Origin of the sequence: Rhodococcus sp. LW-XY12 (genome assembly GCF_019317345.1) — a bacterium.
GTDB classification, from domain to species: Bacteria; Actinomycetota; Actinomycetes; order Mycobacteriales; family Mycobacteriaceae; genus Rhodococcus; species Rhodococcus pyridinivorans.
Genome location: NZ_CP079225.1, coordinates 3,881,649 through 3,903,551 on the forward strand (window position 1 = coordinate 3,881,649; position 21,903 = coordinate 3,903,551).

Below are 21,903 nucleotides of genomic sequence, written 5' to 3' on the forward strand. Positions count from 1 at the left end.
GCGCCCGGTGGTGTCGGGGTGCGTACCGCATCGGCTCGGCTCCTAGTTCGCGAGGTCGTCGACCGTGGCCGACTCGTTGCGGGAAAGGTTGATGCCCAGGTTGGCGGCCGCCCGCTCGAGGTCCTCGTCGTCGCCGTCGGCCATCGCGATGGCCGCGCCGTCGCTGGAGAGGACCTCCACGTTCAGGCACAGCGACTGGAGTTCCTTGAGGAGCACCTTGAACGACTCGGGGATACCCGGCTCGGGGATGTTCTCGCCCTTGACGATCGCCTCGTAGACCTTGACGCGACCGACGACGTCGTCGGACTTGATCGTGAGCAGCTCCTGGAGGGTGTAGGCGGCGCCGTAGGCCTGCATCGCCCAGCACTCCATCTCACCGAAGCGCTGACCACCGAACTGCGCCTTACCACCGAGCGGCTGCTGCGTGATCATCGAGTACGGACCGGTCGAACGCGCGTGGATCTTGTCGTCGACCAGGTGGTGCAGCTTGATGATGTACATGTAGCCGACCGACACCGGGTACGGGAACGGCTCGCCGGAGCGACCGTCGAACAGCGTCGCCTTGCCGTCGGGGCCGACCATGACCTCGCCGTCGCGGTTCGGCAGCGTCGAGGACAGCAGACCCGTCAGCTCCTCCTCGCGGGCACCGTCGAACACCGGCGTGGCGATGTTGGTGTCGGGCTCGGCGGCGAGCATCTCCTCGGAGAGGTTCTGTGCCCACTCGGGACGGCTGCCGTCGTCGGCCACCTGGATCTGCCAGCCGGCCTTGCCGATCCAGCCCAGGTGCGTCTCGAGGACCTGGCCGATGTTCATACGACGCGGAACACCGTGGGTGTTCAGGATGATGTCGACCGGGGTGCCGTCGGGCAGGAACGGCATGTCCTCCTGCGGGAGGATCTTGCCGATGACGCCCTTGTTGCCGTGGCGGCCGGCGAGCTTGTCGCCGTCCTGGATCTTGCGCTTCTGCGCCACGTATACGCGGACGAGCTCGTTGACACCCGGAGGCAGATCGTCGTCGTCCTCGCGCGAGAACACGCGAACACCGATGACCTTGCCGTTCTCACCGTGGGGCACCTTCAGCGAGGTGTCGCGGACCTCGCGCGCCTTCTCACCGAAGATCGCGCGGAGCAGGCGCTCCTCGGGGGTCAGCTCGGTCTCGCCCTTCGGCGTGACCTTGCCGACGAGGATGTCGCCGTCGCGGACCTCGGCACCGATGCGGACGATGCCACGCTCGTCGAGGTCGGCAAGGACCTCGTCGGAGACGTTCGGGATGTCGCGGGTGATCTCCTCGGCACCGAGCTTGGTGTCGCGGGCGTCGATCTCGTGCTCCTCGATGTGGATCGAGGTGAGCACGTCCTCCTCCACGAGGCGCTGCGACAGGATGATCGCGTCCTCGTAGTTGTGGCCCTCCCACGGCATGATCGCCACGAGCAGGTTCTTGCCGAGCGCCATCTCACCGTTCTCGGTGCAGGGGCCGTCGGCGAGGACCTGGCCGGACTCGACGCGCTGTCCCTCGTCCACGATCGGACGCTGGTTCGAGCAGGTGCCCTGGTTCGAACGGTCGAACTTGCGCAGACGGTAGGTCTTGCGGGTTCCGTCGTCGGCCATGACGGTGATGAAGTCGGCGGAGACCTCTTCGATCACGCCGCTCTTCTCGGTGACGATGACGTCGCCGGCGTCGACGGCGGCACGCAGCTCCATGCCGGTACCGACGATCGGCGACTCGCTGCGCACCAGCGGCACGGCCTGACGCTGCATGTTCGCGCCCATGAGGGCACGGTTGGCGTCGTCGTGCTCGAGGAACGGGATCATCGCGGTCGCGACCGACACCATCTGGCGCGGCGAGACGTCCATGTACTCGACCTGGTCGGCGGCGACGTACTCGATCTCCGCGCCCTTCTTACGGACGAGGACACGCTCGTCCGAGAAGCGGTTGTCGGAGCCGATCGGCGAGTTGGCCTGCGCGATGAGGTAGCGGTCCTCCTCGTCGGCCGTGAGGTACTCGACCTCGTCGGTGACGACACCGTCGACGACCTTGCGGTAGGGCGTCTCGATGAAGCCGAACGGGTTGACCCGCGCGTACACCGACAGCGAGCCGATCAGGCCGATGTTCGGGCCTTCCGGGGTCTCGATCGGGCACATGCGGCCGTAGTGCGACGGGTGGACGTCGCGGACCTCGAGGCCGGCGCGCTCACGCGACAGACCGCCGGGGCCCAGCGCCGACAGACGACGCTTGTGCGTCAGGCCCGACAGCGGGTTGTTCTGGTCCATGAACTGCGACAGCTGGGAGGTTCCGAAGAACTCCTTGATCGCAGCCACGACCGGACGGATGTTGATCAGGGTCTGCGGCGTGATCGCCTCGACGTCCTGGGTGGTCATGCGCTCACGGACCACGCGCTCCATGCGGGACAGGCCCACGCGGATCTGGTTCTGGATGAGCTCACCGACCGTGCGCAGACGACGGTTGCCGAAGTGGTCGATGTCGTCGACCTCGACGGGAACCTCGACGCCGCCGGGGACGGTCATCTTGTTCTCGCCCGCGTGCAGACGCACGAGGTACTCGATCGTGGCGACGATGTCTTCCTCGGTGAGGGTGGACGCCTCGATCGGCTGGCCCGTGTTCAGGCCGAGCTTCTTGTTGATCTTGTAACGGCCCACGCGCGCCAGGTCGTAGCGCTTGTCCTTGAAGAAGAGGTTCTCCAGCAGGGTCTGCGCGCTCTCCTTGGTCGGCGGCTCGCCCGGACGGAGCTTGCGGTAGATGTCGAGGAGCGCCTCGTCGGTGCCCGCCGTGTTGTCCTTCTCGAGCGTCGACATCATGATCTCGGAGAATCCGAAACGCTCGACGATCTGCTCGGTGGACCAGCCCAGCGCCTTGAGCAGCACGGTGACCGGCTGACGGCGCTTGCGGTCGATACGCACACCGACGGTGTCGCGCTTGTCGACGTCGAACTCGAGCCAGGCACCGCGGCCCGGGATGACCTTGACGCTGTGCAGGTCCTTCTCGGTGCTCTTGTCGACGGTCTTGTCGAAGTACACGCCCGGCGAACGGACGAGCTGGGACACCACGACACGCTCGGTGCCGTTGATGATGAAGGTGCCCTTGTCGGTCATCATCGGGAAGTCACCCATGAAGACCGTCTGGCTCTTGATCTCGCCGGTGTTGTTGTTGATGAACTCGGCAGTGACGAACAGCGGAGCCGCGTACGTCATGTCCTTGTCCTTGCACTCCTCGACGGAGGCCTTGACCTCGTCGAAACGAGGATCGGAGAAGGACAGGGACATCGAACCCGAGAAGTCCTCGATCGGCGAGAGCTCGTCGAGGATCTCCTCCAGGCCACCGACGACGTGACCGTCGCCGCGCTCGGCAGCCTTCGCGCGCCAGCGCTCCGAGCCGATCAACCATTCGAAGGAATCGGTCTGTAGATCGAGGAGCCCGGGAACTTCGAGGGGTTCGCGAATCTTCGCGAACGACACCCTCGTCGGGGCTCCGGGGATTCCGGCTACTGCCTTGGTCTGGCTAGAGACTGCCAAGATGCGTCCTTCCAGCACCTCACGCGGGCCGCTCCAACCGGTGCGACCGCCGCTGTACCTGCTTCTTCATGTGGGGCGTTTTCGCTGGTCGCAACCCGAACGAGAACCCCACCGACACACCGAAACGGTCTCGCCCGAAAGGGCGGATTCCGACTCGACGATCAGAAGGTGAACAGGAGGCAGCCAGCGCAAAGAACTAACCTACACCTAAGTAGGCGAAATGTCCACAGGGGTGCCTCAAAGAAACCTGGCAAACGACCTCGAGCGGCTCACGAGGAAGCCTTCAGTCGAACAGGCGTACCGATAGAGTGACCGCTCGCGTCGCCTGCGTCAAGACTGCGCGTCCGGAACGATCCGCGCGTCGCGGCCGCGGACACCCCCGGTGAGGGGGCGATCCGCAGCCGTCGTCACCGGTCGCGGATCTCCGAGACCAGCCATCGTCCGTCCGACTTCTCCATCCTCACCAGCAGCGGTGCGGCCGCGCTGCCCTGGGCGATCCCGTCGCCGGTGGCGCTGACGTTGATGTAGGCGGCGACCTCGGCGCGGGTGTCGTCGAGCATCGTCGCGCCGATGTGCTCGACCATCACCTCGGTGACCGTGCGGGTGTCGATCGCGGCCTTCTTGGTGACGTCCGCGGTCGAGTCGAACTCCTCGAGCCGCTCCGGGGTCAGCAACTCCCGGATCCGCCCGAAGTCCTCGTCGATGGTGCGGTAGTCGTAGCCGTGCATGGTCTCGATCGCGACCTTCGCGGCCTCGGTGACCTCCCGGGTCTCCGCGGTGTCGACCCACGCGACGTTCGAGACGTCGGCACCGGGACGGAAGGCCGCGACCGCGGCGATCACCGCGAGCACCACCGCCACCGCACCGACGAGAATCACCGGGCGCCACCCACCGGAGGCACGCGACCCGCCGGCCTCACCGGCGGGAGGCTCCGGTGGATCCCCGGGCTCGGTCGCAGTCTCCGCCGGGCTCGCTGCCGGGGACCCGGCCGTGTCGGCGGCCGTCGGCGCGGGCTTCTCATGCTCGTTCTCCTGCTTGTCGAGCGTCACCTCGGAAGGTCGCGACTGCTCGGCAGGGTTTTCCCCTGTACGGGTCTCCGCCGGTCCGGTACTCCCCTGTTCGGGCGGCGTGATCGTCCGCTCCGTCCGGGACGGGCGTTCGTCCTCTGCCGGGGTCGGGCGTTCGTCCTCTGCAGGGGTCATCCGGGGCGGTCGGGACGTGCCGGCGACCTTCGGCCGACGGCGCGGGGGCCCGCTGGGGCCGGTCTTCCGTCGCTGCGGGGGCACTACACGTTCTCCTTCGTCGACTTGCCGAACATCACGGGCCCGCCTCGCCCTCGGGCGCGGGCGGCCCGGTATCTCCCGGCGCGGGCGCCCCGGTATCTCCCGGCGCGGGCGCCCCGGAATCGTCGGGCGCGGGCTGCGCGCCGGGATCGGGAGCCGGAGCACCGGAGACCGGGCCCGACTCCATCTCGACGGAGGCGAGCGGCTCGATGGTCTCGGCCTTCCACACGTCGCCGTCCTTGCGCAGCGACACGAGCACCGGGACCTTGTTGGTCACGAAGTACTCGGGGGTCTGGGTGCGCACGGCGAGCACGACGAGCGCCTTACCCAGATCGTCGTCGGTGTTGAGTTCGGTGAGCGTTCCGAACAGCACTTCGGCCGACATGCTGGTGCCGGTCTCCGCGACCCGAGCCCGGATGTCCTCCTCGGTCGCCGCGAGATCGTTGCGCAGGGCGTCGCCGGTGATCGACGACCGCATGTTCTCGATCGACAGGTCGACGTCGTTCGCGTCGACACTGTTCAGGTTGACGGCCGCCTGCATGGCTCCCGAGAGTGCGGCGTCGCGCGCCTCGGCGGCCGAACGGTCCACCAGGAGCGCACGCCCCCAGCCGTAGCCGAACCACACCGCCGCCGCGAGGGCGACGACGGCGAGCACCGAGACGACGGCGAGGGCCGCCCTGCGTGCCCCGCCCGGTCCCCGGCCGTCCGCGGGCGAGTTGCCGTCGGCGGATGGGGGCGGGGTGGGCGGAGCGTCGGAGGAAATTGATGCACTCACTCCACAAACCTACTAACTGCTCACTTCGGGGTGACTCCGAGCAACGGCGCGAGCTGCGTCGCGATCGGATTCAGGTTGAGCTTGTCGGGGTCCTTCTTCGGCTTGAAATCCCAGGGCTGGATCGTGTTCGGATCGGCGAAGACGATGCGGTTCGCGCTGCGCACGCCGGTGACACTGCCCTGCGGCACCTCGCACGAGGCGTTCGTGTTGAAGGGGAAGTCCTGCTGGGTCTCGTCGAAGTTCGGATCCTGCGCGCGCATCTGCGCGAGGATCTCCTGCGTCCCCTCGTACCCGATGGTGCACGAAGGCGGATTGTTGGTCTCGAGCACGATGCCCAGACGCACCGCACCGTCGCCCGGAGCGACCGTACTCGCACTGCCCGCGACGGCGGGAAGGAAGGCCAGCAGCGGCTGCAGGGCGATCGACTGCGGCGCGGCCACTTCCGCCACCGCCGCGAGGTTCGCGAGGTCGGTGGTCAGGCCCGGGCCGGAGCCCTCGATCAGCTGCGAGAGCTGGTCGCTCGCGTCGGTGCCGGTGTCGATCAGGCGCCGCAGATCGGGATCGCTGTCGCGGAGCTGTGCGGTCACCAGGTCCAGATCCGAGCTGAACTGCTGGATCGCCGACGACTGGTCGGACTGCGTGTCGAGCACCGTAAGGCTGTCGCGGATCAGCGTGACGGTCTGCGGCAGGTACTCGGCGCCCTTCTCGCTGAGACCGGCGAGCGCGTCGACGAGCACCTGCAGGTCGTCGCCGCGGCCGTCGAAGGCCGCGCCGAGCTCGGTGACGACGGTGCGCAGCGGCTCGAGCGGAACCGAGTACACGAGGTCGTTCGTGCTCAGCAGCAGGTCCTCGACCGGCGTGGGCAGATCCTCCTCGGTGCCCTCGATGACGGAGCCCTGTTCGAGATAGGGGCCCTCGTCGTTCGGCGGCTGCAGATCGACGTACTGCTCACCGATCGCCGACCGGTTCGCCACGACCGGTCGCGCCGACGCCGGGATCTGCGGTCCGCCGTTGTCGAGACGCAGCTCGACGTTGATGCCGTCGTCCGTGAGGCTGAGCGCCCCGACACGGCCCACGGGCACCCCGCGGTAGGTGACCTCGGCGTTCGGGAAGATGCCGCCGCCGGTCGGGAACCGCGCGTCGACGGTGTACTGGCCGAAGCCCATGAGGTTGTCGAGCCGCACGTACCGGGCACCGACGAACACGATGCCGAGCAGCGCGATGACCACGAACAGCGCGAGCTGCACTTTCACCAGGCGCGATCTCACTGCCCACCCCCGAGTCCGAGCTGATTCAGCAAACCTTGCAGCGGCCCCGGCTGTGGGGCCTCGTCACCGTCGGCACCGGTGTCGGTGTCCGCGCCGGCCTCGGTGACCCCCGGGATCTCGATGCCGTCGGGCAGCGACACCCCTTCGGGCAGCGTCACACCGGGCAGACGCGGAGTGGGAAGCACCGGCAGCAGCGACACGGTGGGCCAGCCCGGGGCGGGCCCGTTCCCGTCGTAGTACGGGTTGGACGGGTCGACGAGCGGCTTCGGATTGCCGAACTTCGGCTCGCGGTAGACCGGGTCGCCCTGGCCCACACCGAGCGCGGCCAGCGCGTTGCCGATCTGCAGGTCGACGACGAGGAAGAGGTTCACCGAGTTGCCCAGCGCGACCTTCTCGACACCGTCCGGGAACGGCACCGTGGGCACGAAGGCGAGCGCCTCGACGAGGTCGTCGCCCGATGCCGCGAGTGCCTGGAGGGTAGGGCGCAGCGCCAAAAGGTCGGCGATCAGATCCTCCTTGGACTGATCGAGGACGTCGACACCTGCGGTGCCGAGCCGGTCGAGCTGGCCGAGCAGCTGGGTCAGCTGCGGCCGCTGCTGTTCGAGCACCTCGGTCGCGACCGGCAGTTCGTCGAGCACGGCGGCGATCTTGTCGTTCTGCTCCGCGACCCGCACCGTGAGCTCGTCGAGTCCGTCGAGCGCCCGGGTGATGTCGTCGCGTTGCTGTTCGAGACCGGTGATCAGGGTCTCGGCCTGCTCGATCAGGCTGCGCGTGGTTCCCTCGCGGCCGTTGAAGGCCGTCGACAATTCGTTGACGATCGGCGCGAGCTGACCGACACCGCCACCGTTGAGCAGCAGCGACAGCGCGCCGAGCACCGGTTCGAGTTCGGTGGCGTGCCGGGTGCGGTCGAGCGGGATCACGTCGCCGTCCGCGAGCCGGCCCGTCGGGGGCTCGTCCTCCGGAGGCGTGAGTTGCACGAACTTCTCACCGAGCAGACTCGACTGTTCGACGCTCGCGAGCGCGTTCGCCGGCAGGTCGACACTCGAGTCGAGCACGATGCCGACGTCGGCGGTCCACCCGAAATCGGATGCGACCGAGATCGATTCGACGCGCCCGACCGGTACACCGTCGACCTTCACGCTCGACTGCGGAACCAGGTCGAGCACGTCGTCGAACTGGACGGACAGACGGATCGGATCGCTCCCCACGTCGGCGCCGCCGGGCAACGGGACGTCGGACAGACCGCCGCACCCCGTGACCGTCACCGCGACCACGCACGCGGCCGCTCCGAAGACACCTGTGCGGCCCATCCTCTTCGCGCCGCTCACCGATCTCCTCCCCGGAGGTCGAGCCGAGGCGAGACCACGCCGGGCACCGTGCCCGGGGTGACCTGCCGCTGGATGTTCTCACCGCTCAGGACACCGAACGGCAGGATCAGATCCGGGGACCGCTGGTCCTCGGTGATCTGCGTGGCGACGTCGCGGCACCGGTCGATCAGCGGCTGCATCTGCCGGCCGAGCTGCTCGAAACGCTCGTCGCCGGGCACGAGATTGCCGAGATCGATGAGCTTGCACACCGCTCCCGCAGGGTCCTGCAGGTCGGGCAGCACGAGCCGCGATGCGAGCACACCTGCTTCGGCGTCGTACGAGTTGACGAGGTTGCTCACCGCGAGCGGGAGCAGCGTCAGCGAATTCACGAGTTCCTGCCGGCGGTTAGCCAGGGTCTCCGTGATCGGCACGAGTGCGTCGACGTTGTCCTTCACGGCTGCCTGGTTGTCGCGCACGAACGTCGCGACGTCGCCGAGCGTGACCGACAGCGTGTTCAGCGCCTCACCGAGGTTCTGCCGCTCCCCCGCCAGGAATCCCGACAGGTCCGAGAGCTGCGCATTGAACTGGCGCACCTGCTCGTCGTTGGCCGCGAGAGCACTGACGAACACCTGCAGGTTCTCGATCGTGCCGTAGAGGTCGTCGCGCGACTGGTCGAGCGTGCGCGCGGCGGCCGACAGGTTCTCGATGCTCTGCCCGAGGGCCTCACCGTTGCCGGCGAGGTTCTCCGCACCGACTTCGACGAAGTCGGTCAGCGCGCCCTCGCGGTTCGCGCCGTCGGGACCGAGCGCGCGGGAGAGCTCGTCGATGCTCGCGTAGAGCTCGTCGACCTCCACAGGGGTGGCGGTGCGCTCGCGGTCGATCACCGCACCGCTGCTCATCGTGTCGCCACCGGTGTAGGCAGGGGTGAGCTGCACGTAACGGTCGGCGACGACCGACGGGGTGATCTGCACGGCGCGGGCGTCGGCCGGGATGTCGACGCCGCGGTTCACCCGCAGCCCGACCTTCACGAGGTCGCCCTGCGGTTCGACGGACGTCACCTTCCCCACCTCGACGCCCAGCACCCGGACGTCGGAGCCCTCGTAGATGCCCACGGCCTTGTCGAAATAGGCAGTGATCTCGGTGGTGCCCAGCCGGGTGAACATCCACCACCCCGCTCCGGCCAGGGCCACCACGCCCGCGACGACGGCTGCGAGCAGCGCGATGCGCCCGCGATTGCTGCGGGACTCGCCGTTCTCGGCGTGTGCCATCAGTTGCCCCCTTCCAGGCGGCGACCGGGCTCGCGGTAACCGGGGATCTCCGGTAGGCCCGGCGGGGTCAGGTTCACGACGACCTGGTCGAACCACCGGCCGTTGCCGACGACGTTGGTGTAGACACGCACGAACGGCTCGTACAGCTCCATGGCCCGATCGAGGTTGTCGTTGTTTTCCTGGAGGACGTCGACGACGCCGCGCAACTGTTGCAGGGCGGGACCGATGGTCTCGCGGTTCTCCTCGACGAGCCCGGAGAGCTCGGCCGACAACCGCTTGGTGCCATCGAGCAACTGGGAGATCGCCTCCCGCCGATTGTTCAGTTCCGCGACGAGCAGCGCACCGTCGGAGAGCAACCGGTTGAACTCGGCGTTGCGGTCGGCGAGCACCTTCGAGACATTGCCGGTCGCGTCGAGGAGCTTCTTCAGCTCCTGGTCACGACTCGCGACGGTCTCGGACAGGCGGCTGATGCCGTCGAGCGAGGCCCGGATGTCGTCGGGTGTCTCCGAGAACGCCTCCGACAGGGTCTGGAAGCCGGTCGCGAGCTGCTCGGAATCGATCTCGCCGAGGGTCGTGGCCGCCGACGAGAACGCTTCGATCACGTCGTACGGCGCGACCGTCCGGTCGAGCGGGATCCGGTCGTCCGGGTCGAGCACCTCCGTACCCCGCGGCTCGAGTGCCAGATACTTCTGTCCGAGGATCGTCTTGATCTGGATGGAGGCCGCCGTGTCGTTCCCGACCCATGCGTCCTGGACCTTGAACGAGACGATCACGCGGTCGCCCTCGAGGTCGACTCCGGTGACCTTGCCGACCTTCACGCCGGCGATACGCACCTCGTTGGTGGGTTTGAGACCCGCGGCCTCGCTGAATTCGGCCTCGTAGGTCGCGCCCGCCCCGATAATGGGCAGTTCGTCGAGGAAAAAGGCGGACAGTGTCCCCAGCAGCACCACGACGATGCCCAGGGCACCGGCGGCGGCCGGACTGCGACGTTTGCTCATCGTCCCTGCAACTCCTGCATCCCCTCTTGCGAGCAACGCTTCGCCGCATTCGTGTAGATGGGTTGGTTCACGGTGGGCAGCCCCGTCGGCAGATTCAGATACGGGACCGAACCGGGACCTGCGATGATGTCGATACCGCACAGGTAGTACTGGAACCACGAACCGGAGCTGGCCACGCGCCCGAGCTTGTCGAGCTTGACCGGCAACGTCTCGAGGACGCGGTCGACCTCGTCGCGGTTCGCGTTGAGATTCGAAGTGACCTGTTCGAGCGCCGTGATCGACTGTGCGATCGACGGGCGGGTGGGCTCGAGGACGTCGGAGACCGCGTCGGTCAGCCCCGCCATCGACGCCACGGCCGAACCGACGGTCGCCCGGTCGGCCGACAACCCGCTGACGAGTGCCTGCGTGTTGACCAGCAGCGAATCGAGCTGCTCGTCGCGCTGGTCGATCGTGGCCAGGACGGTGTTGAGGTTGTCGATCACCGCACCGATCACGCGGTCCTTGTCGGCGATGGTGTTGGTCAGCGACGCGGTGCTGCGCACCAGATCGTCGATCGTTCCGGCCTCACCCTGGAAGACCTGGATGATCTGGAACGAGAGCTTGTTGACGTCGTCGGCGCTCAGCGTCTGGAACAACGGCCGGAAGCCGTCGAAGAGCGTCGTGAGGTTCACCGCCGGCTTCGTACGCTCGATCGGGATCGTATCGCCGCCCGTGATCTTCTCGCCCTGCGCGCCCTCACCCTGACCGAGCGCGATGTAACGCTGGCCGACGAGATTGCGGAACCGGATGGTCGCGGTGGCACCGGCCGGGAGCCAGTCGCGCTCCTCGAGCGAGAAGGTGACCCGCGCCTGCCGTTCGTCGAAGACCGAGATCTCCTCGACCTGCCCCACGCGGACACCCGCGATGCGGATGTCGTCGCCCTTGTTGAGTGAGGTGACGTCGGAAAAGATCGCGTGGAACTTCGTTCCTCCCCCACCGCCGACATTGGCGATGGTCGCGGCGAGGACACCGGTCGCGAGGACGGTGACCACGGCGAACACGATGAGTTTGATCAGGGGTGCTGCGAGACCTCTCACTGGAAGCTCACCTCCGTACCGCGGATCGCCGGAGCGCCGAGCCGGGTGGTCCAGGACGGGACCTCCTCGGGGTCGACACCGGTGGCCTGTCCGTAGATGACGTCGAGCGTGTCCTGTTCCAGACGCGAGCCGGCGTACGAGACGGGAGTCGCGCCGCCGTCCGAGGTGCCGATGATCTCACCGACGTCGTCGGGGACGCCGGATCCTGCCGGGGCAGGGAAGAAATCGATGGTCTCGGGGCCGGGATTACGCGACGGCACCTGGTACGAACCGTCGTTGATCGAACCGCCCGGATACTGCGGGAAGTTGCGGCCGGGCGCGGTCACGTCGTCGTAGCAGGCCGGTCCGCGATCGTCGAGCAGACGCGGTTCGTCCTGGTTCGGCAGGTAGCGGCCCTTCGGGTTCGTGAACTGGATGTTCGCGCGCACACCCGGGAACGGATCGTCGGCCGCGAGCAGATCGACGGCGGCCGGCTTCGCGTCGGCGAATCCCTCGAAGGTGCACGGGAAGGACGGCGAGTAACGGGCGAGCAGCTGCAGCGCCTCCTTCGAATCGGCGGACAGCGTGATGATCGAGTTCGAGTTCTGCTCGATGAAATCGGCCGTCTGCGACGACGCTCCCGTCGCGCTCGCAAGCAGCGTGCGGATCTGGTTCTGCTGTTCGACGACCGTGCCACCCGTCGTGCGCAGGTTGTTCAGCGCCTCGACGAGATCCGGTGCGGCCTCGGAGTAGGTCTGCGAGAAATCGGCGAGTCCGCGCAGATCCTCCTGCAGTGTGGGCAGTTCGCCGTTCACCTCGCGGAAGATCTGTTCGAGGTCGTCGACCGTCTGTCCCAGCTTCTCGCCGCGTCCGCTCAGTCCCTGGGCCAGGGCGCCGAGCGTGTTGGCGAGGTCCTGCGGCGGGACGGCCTCGAGGAGCGGGAGCAGCCCGTCGAGCACGTCGCCGAGTTCGACTGTGCGCTCGCTCGTGTCCTGCACCAGCACATCGCCGTTCGTGACGGGACGCCCCGGATCGTCGGGGATGATCAGCGAGACGTAGCGCTCACCGAAGAGGGTCTTCGGCAGCAGCTGTGCGGTGGCGTTGACCGGGATCAGTTCGGCCTTGTCGGGGTCGAGCGCAAGATGCGCGGTGACGTCGCCGCCTTCCGCGCTCGTTCCGCGGACCTCGCCGACGAGCACACCGCGTGCCTTGACGTCGGCGTTGAGCGGCAGGGCGTTGCCGATGCTGTCGGTGCGGAGGTCGACCTTCACGACCTTCGTGAACGTCTTGTTGTACATCGCGATCGTGACGTACAGGAACAGCGCCAGCACCACGAAGAAGATCAATCCCAGGGTGCGGCGACGCAAGGGCGAAGTGGTCGTGTCGCTCATCCGGCCACCCTCACCGTGGTCGTCGTGCCCCAGATCGCGAGGCTGAGGAAGAAGTCGAGGATCGCGATCGTCACGATCGCGGTACGCACCGCGCGGCCCACGGCCACCCCGACGCCGGCGGGACCGCCGCTGGCGTGGAAACCGTAGTAGCAGTGGATGAGGATGACCACGAACGCGAAGACCAGCACTTTCGCGAACGAATACAACACATCCTCCGGTGGGAGGAACAGATAGAAGTAGTGGTCGTACGAGCCGCTCGACTGGCCGTTGAACAGCGTGCTGATCGTGCGGGTCGCGAGATAGGCCGCGAGGAGACCGATGATGTACAGCGGGATCACGGCGACGAAGCCGGCGATCATCCGGGAGGTCACCAGGAACGGCAGCGACGGCACGGCCATCACCTCGAGGGCGTCGATCTCCTCGCTGATCCTCATGGCACCGAGCTGTGCCGTGAAGCCGCAGCCCACGGTCGCCGACAACGCGAGCGCCGCGACGATCGGGGCCAGTTCACGGGTGTTGACGTAGGCCGAGAGGAAGCCGGTGAGCACCGACGAGCCGAGCTGCTCGAGCGCGGCGTAACCCTGCAGACCCACGACGACGCCGGTGAAGCCGGACATCATCGCGATGACGCCGATGGTGCCACCGATCACGGCGAGTGCACCGCTGCCGAAGGTGACCTCGGCGAGCAACCGCAGGACTTCCTTGCGGTAGTGGGTGAGGGTTCGCGGGGTCCACGCGACGGCGCGCGCGTAGAAGGACATCTGGTCCCCCGCGCGGTCGAGCACGTTCAGCGGTGCGCGCACCGCTCGGCGACCCCGGAGAAGAACGAGATCTCCGCGGCCTCTGGAGACTGTCATCTGGTCAGGATCCCTTCGCAGGAACGATCTGCAGGTACACCATCGTCAGGATCAGGTTCGCGAAGAAGAGCAGCAGGAACGTGATGACGACAGTCTGGTTCACGGCCTCCCCCACGCCCTTCGGGCCTGCACCGGGGTGCAGCCCCTTGTAGGACGCGACGACGCCGGCGATCAACCCGAAGATCGCAGCCTTGAGTTCGGCGACGTAGAGGTCGGGTAGCTGCGCCAGGGCGGAGAAGGAGGCGAGGTAGGCGCCGGGGGTACCGCCCTGCAGCACCACGTTGAAGAAGTAGCCGCCGGCGATGCCGATCACGGAGACGAGACCGTTGAGCAGGAGCGCGACGAGCACCATCGCCAGTACTCGCGGGACGACGAGGCGCTGGATGGGATTGATGCCCAGCACCTCCATCGCGTCGATCTCCTCGCGGATCGTCCGCGATCCGAGGTCGGCGGTGACCGCGGAGCCGGCGGCACCGGCGATCAGCAGAGCCGTCACGATCGGACTGCCCTGCTGGATGACCGCCAGGACGCTCGCGGCACCGGTGAACGATTCGGCGCCGAGCTGCTTGATCAGCGAGCCGGTCTGCAGCGACACGACGGCGCCGAACGGGATCGCGACGAGCGCCGTCGGAAGAATCGTGACACTGGCGATGAACCACGCCTGTTCGATGAATTCCCGGAACTGGAACGGTCGGCGGAAGGTGTTCCGCACGACGTCGACGAACAGTTCGACGATGTTGCCGGCCTGGGTGAGTGCGCCGTGAACCGGCCGCACGAGCGAGCTGCCCGCCCCCATCTACTCTCCTACTTCTCCAGCCTGCGGCTGTACCACTGCTGACGCTGTACCACTGCTGCGGCTGGTGCTACTGCTGGGCCTGCTGCTCGTATCTCTCTCCGGTATAGGCGGGAATGATCTGGGTGTCGTCGTCGGCATAGCCCCGGGCTGTGTGGGGCGCGCCGTTGTGATCGAGCGACTCGAGGATGGCGCTCTGGGCGGCCGGGGGCAGGTTGTGCAGGATCGACCGCACCCGCTCCTGCCGACGCGCCACCGCCTGCCGCTCCGGCATCCCCGGAGTCGCCTGCATCTGCGGCACGATCCCCTCGACGTCGTCCACACCACCGGCATGATGACCCGCCTCGACGAGCGCCTGCTCGTGCGCCATCGTCGCCTCGTCCTTCTCCTCCGACATCCCGATCGGACCGATCATCGTGCCGTTGAGGAACTGCTTGACCACCGGCTCATCCGAAGTCAGCAACACCTCACGCGGACCGAACATCACCAACTGCCGGCGGAACAACATCCCGATGTTGTCCGGCACCGTGCGCGCCAGATTGATGTTGTGCGACACGATCAGGATCGTCGCATCGATCTCCGCATTGATATCGATCAACGTCTGCGAAATATAGGTCGTGCGCACCGGATCGAGACCCGAATCCGGCTCGTCCACCAGAATGATCTCCGGATCCAACACCAACGCCCGCGCCAGACCGGCGCGCTTCCGCATCCCTCCGGAGATCTCCCCGGGCAACTTGTCCTCGGCGCCGAGCAGACCGACGAGCTCGAGCTTGCTCATCACGATCCGCCGGATCTCCGACTCGGACTTGCGGGTGTGCTCACGCAACGGGAAGGCGACATTGTCGTAGAGGTTCATCGACCCGAACAACGCACCGTCCTGGAACAGCACCCCGAACAACTTGCGGATCTCGTAGAGCTCCTTCGAGGAGCACTGCAGGATGTCGGTGCCGTCGATGACGATCGAGCCCTCCTCCGGGCGCAGCAGACCGATCAACGACTTGAGGAACACCGACTTACCGGTACCCGACGGCCCGAGCAACGCGGACACCTCACCGGCCGGCAACGTCAACGTCACGTCCTGCCAGATACGTTGCGAGCCGAAGGACTTGGTCAGTCCCTCGACGGAAACCTCGACTCCCACGATCACCTCCGCTGTCCGATACCGTCGCCCCCGTGTGGGTTGGGCCACTCTATCGCATGGATAGTGGTACCTGTGACACGCGATCCTACTCATGAGTAAGGACGTTGCACAAGGGGGTACGCGTGTCTCGACTTACGCCGTGACCTGCATGAACACGGCGTAGATGTCGATTTCTGCCGATAACGGACATATCACTCGGCATTCATGCCCGAAATGCAGAAGGGCCGTTTCCGCGAAATGAATTCGCGGAAACGGCCCTGTGCGGAACCGTTCCGGAGAGCGTCGGAACGCTCGACGGAAAGTTCGGAAACCGTCTTACTTGACGGTGACCTTGGCGCCGGCCTCTTCGAGCTTGGCCTTGGCAGCGTCGGCAGCATCCTTGGCGACCTTCTCGAGGATCGGCTTCGGAGCACCCTCGACGAGGTCCTTGGCTTCCTTCAGGCCCAGGCCGGAGACGATCTCGCGAACGACCTTGATGACCTGGATCTTCTTGTCGCCGGCACCCTCGAGGATGACGTCGAACTCGTCCTGCTCGGACTCGGCCTCGGCAGCAGCGGCCGGAGCACCGGCGGCAGCGACGGCAACCGGAGCAGCAGCGGTGACCTCGAAGGTCTCCTCGAATGCCTTGACGAACTCCGAGAGCTCGAGCAGGGTCAGTTCCTTGAACGCGTCGAGCAGCTCTTCGGTGGTGAGCTTCGCCATGGTGGCGGTCCTTCCTGATAAGTCCCATGTCGCTGATCCGCGACCGGATGGGATGGTGCGTGCCGGAGCACGCGTGGATGTATCTTTCGCGGTGATGCAGATTCGCAGTGATGCGGATCAGCGTCAGGCGGCTTCTTCGCCCGCCTTCTTCTCCTGCAGAGCGGCCGCGAGGCGGGCCACCTGCGAAGCGGGGGCGTTGAACAGGCCTGCGGCCTTTGCCAAGTTGCCCTTCATCGCGCCGGCGAGCTTGGCCAACAGCACCTCGCGGGACTCGAGGTCCGCGATCTGGTTGACCTGCTCCACGGACAGCGCAGCGCCGTCCATGTAGCCGCCCTTGATGACGAGAGCCTTGTTGTCCTTCGCGAAGTTCTTCAGAGCCTTCGCAGCATCCACCGCTTCGCCCTTGACGAACGCGATGGCGGTCGGACCGACGAACAGATCGTCGAGACCCTCGACGCCCGCCTCAGCGGCGGCACGCTTGACCAGGGTGTTCTTGGCGACGGAGTAGGTGGCACCCTCTCCGAGAGCGCGACGCAGCTCGGTCAGACTTCCCACCGACAGACCACGATATTCCGTGATCACGGCAGCGGTGGAGGTCTTGAACTGCTCGGTGATCTCCGCAACTGCGGAAACCTTCTCGGGCTTTGCCATACTTCGCCTCCTCTCAGTAACAGTCGTTTTCCCGGTGTCCCGAGTGGGACGCCCCACCGGACGACCGCCGGGACCGGAAAACGACGAACGCCCCGGCGCAGGGCACACGGGGCATACAAGGAGGAGGAACTCGAATGCACCCGGAAGGCACATCGCGGTTCGTATCTCCCCTAACCTCGTCCTCCTGCGTGGGCCGCCGGACAACTCCGGACCTTCAACCGATCCGCACGCGGATTCGGTGACCAACGGTCTTGGGTAGAACATGATCGGGGTGAAGATCGGCGCACGCCGAACTACCCCACCACTGTAGCGGACGATGTGCACGAGATGCAAAACGGCCGGCACAGCGATGCTGTACCGGCCGCTTCAGGACGCACATCCACTGCGTGCAGTGCGAATTACTCCGCGGTCTCGAGGAGGTTGCGGGTGCGCTGCGGATCCACCGGGATGCCCGGGCCGGTGGTCGTAGCAATCGTGACCTTCTTGATGTAGCGGCCCTTCGCGCTGGACGGCTTGGCGCGGAGCACCTCGTCCAGAGCAGCAGCGTAGTTCTCGACCAGCTTGGTCTCGTCGAACGAGGCCTTGCCGATCACGAAGTGCAGGTTGGCGTTCTTGTCGACGCGGAAGCTGATCTTGCCACCCTTGATGTCGGTGACGGCCTTCGCGACGTCCGGGGTGACCGTGCCCGTCTTCGGGTTCGGCATCAGACCACGGGGACCGAGGACGCGGGCGATACGACCGACCTTCGCCATCTGGTCGGGGGTCGCGATCGCGGCGTCGAAGTCCAGCCAGCCGCCCTGGATGCGCTCGATCAGATCCTCGGCGCCCACGACGTCGGCACCTGCGGCCTCGGCCTCGGCAGCCTTCTCGCCCACCGCGAAGACGATGACGCGAGCGGTCTTACCCGTGCCGTGCGGCAGGTTGACCGTGCCGCGCACCATCTGGTCCGCCTTGCGGGGATCCACACCGAGTCGCATGGCGACCTCGACGGTGGCGTCGTAGTTCTTCGAGCTGGTCTCCTTCGCGAGCTTCGCAGCTGCGAGGGGGCTGTACAGGTTGTCCGAGTCGATCTTCTCGGCCGCGGCGAGGTATGCCTTGCTGCGCTTTGCCATGTTCTTTCCTAACTTCTCACCGGCAGGTGAATGGTTCGGGCGTGGTAGCGGGCCTGGCCGGCCCTCCCACGAGTGCTATGCAAGCCCGGGGACGGAGCCCCGGAACAGCGAGGGGCTCAGCCCTCGACCGTGATGCCCATCGACCGAGCGGTGCCGGCGATGATCTTCGCGGCAGCCTCGATGTCGTTGGCGTTCAGGTCTTCCTGCTTGGTCTTGGCGATCTCGCGCACCTGATCCATGGTCACCTTGGCGACCTTGGTCTTGTGCGGCTCGCCGGAGCCCTTCTGCACGCCTGCGGCCTTGAGCAGGAGCTTCGCGGCCGGCGGAGTCTTCAGCTTGAAGTCGAACGAACGGTCCTCGTAGACCGTGATCTCGACCGGCACGACGTTGCCACGCTGCGACTCGGTCGCCGCGTTGTACGCCTTGCAGAACTCCATGATATTGACGCCGTGCTGACCCAGCGCGGGGCCGACCGGCGGAGCCGGGTTGGCCTGGCCGGCCTGGATCTGGAGCTTGATGAGCCCGGCGATCTTCTTCTTCTTGGGGGGCATCTCTATTCCTAGTTTCGTGCTCGGTGTGGTTCTTGCGTACTGCTACTGCAAGCTTGTGCGCGCCGGATGCCGGCGCCGTCGGATCCTGGGGATCGTCAGATCTTCGACACCTGGTTGAACGACAACTCCACGGGAGTCTCACGGCCGAAGATCGACACCAGGACCTTGAGCTTCTGCTGCTCGGCGTTGACCTCACTGATGGAGGCGGGCAGCGTCGCGAACGGGCCGTCCATCACGGTGACCGACTCGCCGACCTCGAAGTCCACCTCGATGGCGGGCTTCGCAGCGGCGGCGGGAGCCTGCTCGCCTGCGGTCGAAGCACCGGCCGCCGGCTTCTTCTTCGCCTGCTGCGGGAGGAGGAACTTCACGACCTCCTTGATCGTCAGCGGCGACGGACGCGACGTGGCTCCGACGAAGCCGGTCACGCCGGGGGTGTTCCGGACGGCGCCCCACGACTCGTCGTTGAGTTCCATCCGGACGAGGATGTAGCCGGGCAGGACCTTGCGGTTGACCTGCTTGCGCTGACCGTTCTTGATCTCGGTGACCTCTTCGGTCGGCACCTCGACCTGGAAGATGTACTCGGTGAGGTCGAGGTTCTGGACGCGGGTTTCGAGGTTGGTCTTGACCTTGTTCTCGTAGCCGGCGTAGGAGTGCACGACGTACCAGTCGCCGGGCTCGCGCCGCAGTTGCTTCTCGAGGGCCTCGGCCGGGTCGACCTCGTCCTCTTCGGCGGCGGCGTCGTCGGTGCCCTCCGCTGCGTCGGAGACCTCGACATCGGTCTCGGCATCGGTGCCGGACTCGACAGCAGCGTCGGACTCGGAGACCTCGGTGTCCGCATCCGCCGACTCGGCCGTCACGTCGTCAACCAAGGCCTCGTCCGAAACGTGCTCCTCGGCCGAAGCCTCGTACGAGTCGTTCTCGGGGGTGCTCACCGGGCACTTTCCTCTCGTCGATCACATTTTTCGTCTCGCGCGGACAGGCGCTAACCGAACAACCAGCTGACGCCCTGTACGAACGCCAGATCCAATCCGAAGATGAACGCCGTCATAACGGTCACGAACGCAAGGACCACGAGCGTGTAGGTGGTCAACTGCTTGCGGTTGGGCCAGATCACCTTGCGGAGCTCGGCGATGACCTCACGGAAGAAGCGCACGAGTCGCTTGAAGATGTTCTCGGACTTCGCGGCGGGACGATCGCTCACGGCCGTGGCCGAACGCGACGTCTTCTTCATGGACACCGCACTCGTCGTGGATGCCGAGGGATCGGCTGCACCACGACGGGTGGCCCGCTTGCCGGTCGGCCGAGCAGCCGCGGAAGAACCGTCGGGGGTCGCGCCGGTAGCCGTTCCAGCGTCGCCGGGAATGTTCCCTGCGGTGCCGCTGTGGCGCTGACCGCGCTCCTCGCTCACATCGTTCCTCTCGGTCGCTGGCAGTCCGGGGGCAGGGGCGACAGGACTTGAACCTGCAACCTGCGGTTTTGGAGACCGCTGCTCTGCCAATTGAGCTACGCCCCTCTGGTCGGACATCCACACTCGTACGAAGCGAGTGTCCGGAACCGCCCCATCTGCGACCACATGACACGCGCGCTACCCCGTCGGGCCGTTACGGCCTTCGTAGAGCAGCGCGCTGCTATGCGATCCCAGAAGCCTAAGTGTACTGCATTGCCCCGGGACAAACCCAATCCGCTCGGCCGTCAGGCCAAACGGACCGTTGCCGTGGCGCGACCGAAGATCTTACGACCGTCGGACTTCGCCACGATAGCGACCACTGCTGTCTTGCTCTCCGCGTCCACCGACTTGATCTTGCCGGTGAACTCGATCTCGGCGGCCTTGACGGCCTCCACATATACCGGACTGGTGAACCGAACATTGTATTCGGTCACCGCGCCGGGGTCTCCCAGCCACTCCGTGACGAAGCCGGCCGCGATGCCCATCGAGAGCATGCCGTGCCCGACGACGTCGCGCAAGCCGGCCAGTTCGGCCACCTTGTCGCTCCAGTGGATCGGGTTGGGATCACCCGACACACCTGCATAGTTGACCAGATTTCCGCGCGTGAGCGTGACGACCTTCGACGGAAGCTCGTCCCCTACCGCGACATCCGCGAAGCTACGGAGTGTCACTGTGCATCACCACATCCTTGACCGCGTGCGCGATGTTGTCGTCGACCTCGCCACCGGAACGGGCGACGAGCGTCGTCCAGGAGGTGAGCACGAGATTGTCGTACTGATCCGTGATCACGTTCTTGGTGGTGATGATGTCGCTGCCGGCAACTTGCCGGAAATCGTCGAGGTAGACGTCGCAGAACAGCCTGTCGCCGGCCTGGATCGGGCGGTGGTAGACCATCCGCTGGTCGGTCTGCATGATCTGGCTCAGGTCGTAGCCGGTGACGACCTCTTCGAACAGCTTGCGCTGCGCGATCATGCCGACGATCGAGACGAAGGTCAGCGGCGCGATCACTCCGTCATATCCCAGCCCCCGGGCTGCGTCGTCGTCGTGATGGGCCGGATGCGAATCGCGCACGGCACGGGCGTACTCGCGGATCTTCTCGCGACCGACCTCGTAGTAGTCGCCCACCCGGTAGTGGTGACCGACCATGGACTTGGCGTGCGCGGCGGCATCGAACGGGATCCCGGCCTGTTCGGTCGCGTCCACCGATTCCTGGTTCTCGAGTATGTTCGTCATACGCAAAACCTCCGCAATTCCGACGACGCCAACTGGCACGGTCGGTATTGCGGAGACCTTATGCGTCGACGTCGTTGCGACCGGCTACTTGGACTCGCGGTGCGACTGGTGCGTACCGCAGTTCGGGCAGAACTTCTTCAGCTCGAGCCGGTCGGGGTCGTTGCGACGGTTCTTCTTCGTGATGTAGTTGCGGTGCTTGCACACCTCGCAGGCCAAGGTGATCTTCGGCCGAACGTCAGTAGAGGAGGCCACGGGATGCCTTCTTTCGCGTCAATCCGATCAGTATCGATCAGGGTGGATCAATGAACTTTTGGTAGCGGTGACCGGACTTGAACCGGCGACGCAACGATTATGAGTCGTTTGCTCTACCAACTGAGCTACACCGCCTCGGTGCCGAGTGTCGCTACGAAGGCGGCACCTCAATCCAGCGAGCCCCCTGACGGAATCGAACCGTCGACCTTTTCCTTACCATGGAAACGCTCTGCCGACTGAGCTAAGGGGGCGTGGCCTCCGGAGCATCTCTGCTCGCTGCGGCCT

General features: G+C 66.3%; 21 protein-coding genes and 3 tRNA genes. All 24 read right to left on the minus strand.

Annotation, left to right across the window (positions count from 1 at the left end; all coding sequences use genetic code 11):
• Positions 1-42 precede the first annotated feature (42 nt).
• Positions 43-3,549, minus strand: coding sequence for a DNA-directed RNA polymerase subunit beta (locus KXC42_RS17845; RefSeq protein ID WP_026061693.1), 3,507 nt, complete (start codon positions 3,547-3,549; stop codon positions 43-45).
• Between the two features lie 389 nt (positions 3,550-3,938).
• The gene (locus KXC42_RS17850) at positions 3,939-4,580 is read right to left on the minus strand and encodes a hypothetical protein (protein ID WP_016694775.1); all 642 of its coding nucleotides are present in this window, start codon (positions 4,578-4,580) and stop codon (positions 3,939-3,941) included.
• 268 nt (positions 4,581-4,848) lie between these two features.
• The gene (locus KXC42_RS17855) at positions 4,849-5,469 is read right to left on the minus strand and encodes a hypothetical protein (RefSeq protein WP_019291237.1); all 621 of its coding nucleotides are present in this window, start codon (positions 5,467-5,469) and stop codon (positions 4,849-4,851) included.
• A gap of 140 nt (positions 5,470-5,609) precedes the next feature.
• Entirely contained in the window at positions 5,610-6,857 is a 1,248-nt protein-coding gene (locus KXC42_RS17860) for an MCE family protein (protein WP_019291236.1), read from the minus strand.
• The gene (locus KXC42_RS17865) at positions 6,854-8,167 is read right to left on the minus strand and encodes an MCE family protein (protein ID WP_219130503.1); all 1,314 of its coding nucleotides are present in this window, start codon (positions 8,165-8,167) and stop codon (positions 6,854-6,856) included. The genes KXC42_RS17860 and KXC42_RS17865 overlap by 4 nt, the downstream gene beginning before the upstream one ends.
• Positions 8,168-8,181: 14 nt before the next feature.
• On the minus strand, positions 8,182-9,432 hold the full coding sequence (locus tag KXC42_RS17870) for an MCE family protein (protein WP_019291234.1): 1,251 nt from the start codon (positions 9,430-9,432) through the stop codon (positions 8,182-8,184).
• Positions 9,432-10,430, minus strand: a complete 999-nt coding sequence (locus KXC42_RS17875; protein ID WP_219129334.1) for an MCE family protein — start codon at positions 10,428-10,430, stop codon at positions 9,432-9,434. Before KXC42_RS17875 ends, KXC42_RS17870 begins: the two co-directional genes overlap by 1 nt.
• Positions 10,427-11,506, minus strand: coding sequence for an MCE family protein (locus tag KXC42_RS17880; protein ID WP_033096104.1), 1,080 nt, complete (start codon positions 11,504-11,506; stop codon positions 10,427-10,429). Before KXC42_RS17880 ends, KXC42_RS17875 begins: the two co-directional genes overlap by 4 nt.
• A complete protein-coding gene (locus KXC42_RS17885; RefSeq protein WP_006552284.1) occupies positions 11,503-12,876 on the minus strand; it encodes an MCE family protein in 1,374 nt (457 codons plus the stop codon). The genes KXC42_RS17880 and KXC42_RS17885 overlap by 4 nt, the downstream gene beginning before the upstream one ends.
• Positions 12,873-13,733 (minus strand): ABC transporter permease, encoded by an 861-nt coding sequence (locus KXC42_RS17890; RefSeq protein WP_024101684.1) that lies wholly within the window; start codon positions 13,731-13,733, stop codon positions 12,873-12,875. The genes KXC42_RS17885 and KXC42_RS17890 overlap by 4 nt, the downstream gene beginning before the upstream one ends.
• Positions 13,734-13,737: 4 nt before the next feature.
• On the minus strand, positions 13,738-14,529 hold the full coding sequence (locus KXC42_RS17895; RefSeq protein ID WP_006552286.1) for an ABC transporter permease: 792 nt from the start codon (positions 14,527-14,529) through the stop codon (positions 13,738-13,740).
• Positions 14,530-14,596: 67 nt separating this feature from the next.
• Complete coding sequence (locus tag KXC42_RS17900) at positions 14,597-15,673, minus strand: ABC transporter ATP-binding protein (RefSeq protein ID WP_033096350.1); 1,077 nt, start codon at positions 15,671-15,673, stop codon at positions 14,597-14,599.
• Between the two features lie 312 nt (positions 15,674-15,985).
• Positions 15,986-16,372, minus strand: coding sequence for a 50S ribosomal protein L7/L12 (gene rplL / locus KXC42_RS17905; protein ID WP_003937621.1), 387 nt, complete (start codon positions 16,370-16,372; stop codon positions 15,986-15,988).
• A 123-nt stretch (positions 16,373-16,495) separates the two neighbouring features.
• A complete protein-coding gene (gene rplJ, locus KXC42_RS17910; RefSeq protein WP_006552288.1) occupies positions 16,496-17,023 on the minus strand; it encodes a 50S ribosomal protein L10 in 528 nt (175 codons plus the stop codon).
• A 398-nt stretch (positions 17,024-17,421) separates the two neighbouring features.
• Positions 17,422-18,135 (minus strand): 50S ribosomal protein L1, encoded by a 714-nt coding sequence (rplA, locus tag KXC42_RS17915; RefSeq protein ID WP_006552289.1) that lies wholly within the window; start codon positions 18,133-18,135, stop codon positions 17,422-17,424.
• Positions 18,136-18,251: 116 nt separating this feature from the next.
• The gene (rplK, locus tag KXC42_RS17920) at positions 18,252-18,686 is read right to left on the minus strand and encodes a 50S ribosomal protein L11 (RefSeq protein ID WP_006552290.1); all 435 of its coding nucleotides are present in this window, start codon (positions 18,684-18,686) and stop codon (positions 18,252-18,254) included.
• A 95-nt stretch (positions 18,687-18,781) separates the two neighbouring features.
• On the minus strand, positions 18,782-19,618 hold the full coding sequence (gene nusG, locus KXC42_RS17925; protein WP_006552291.1) for a transcription termination/antitermination protein NusG: 837 nt from the start codon (positions 19,616-19,618) through the stop codon (positions 18,782-18,784).
• A gap of 50 nt (positions 19,619-19,668) precedes the next feature.
• Positions 19,669-20,094, minus strand: coding sequence for a preprotein translocase subunit SecE (secE, locus tag KXC42_RS17930; RefSeq protein WP_024101687.1), 426 nt, complete (start codon positions 20,092-20,094; stop codon positions 19,669-19,671).
• Positions 20,095-20,126: 32 nt separating this feature from the next.
• Positions 20,127-20,199, minus strand: a tRNA-Trp gene (locus KXC42_RS17935).
• A 179-nt stretch (positions 20,200-20,378) separates the two neighbouring features.
• A complete protein-coding gene (gene hadB, locus KXC42_RS17940) occupies positions 20,379-20,804 on the minus strand; it encodes a (3R)-hydroxyacyl-ACP dehydratase subunit HadB (RefSeq protein WP_064062019.1) in 426 nt (141 codons plus the stop codon).
• Positions 20,791-21,366 (minus strand): (3R)-hydroxyacyl-ACP dehydratase subunit HadA, encoded by a 576-nt coding sequence (hadA, locus tag KXC42_RS17945; RefSeq protein WP_033096105.1) that lies wholly within the window; start codon positions 21,364-21,366, stop codon positions 20,791-20,793. The genes hadB and hadA overlap by 14 nt, the downstream gene beginning before the upstream one ends.
• Before the next feature lie 84 nt (positions 21,367-21,450).
• The gene (gene rpmG, locus KXC42_RS17950; protein WP_003941903.1) at positions 21,451-21,618 is read right to left on the minus strand and encodes a 50S ribosomal protein L33; all 168 of its coding nucleotides are present in this window, start codon (positions 21,616-21,618) and stop codon (positions 21,451-21,453) included.
• Positions 21,619-21,677: 59 nt separating this feature from the next.
• Positions 21,678-21,753: transfer RNA gene (locus KXC42_RS17955), tRNA-Met, on the minus strand.
• 43 nt (positions 21,754-21,796) lie between these two features.
• Positions 21,797-21,869: transfer RNA gene (locus KXC42_RS17960), tRNA-Thr, on the minus strand.
• Between the last annotated feature and the right edge of the window lie 34 nt (positions 21,870-21,903).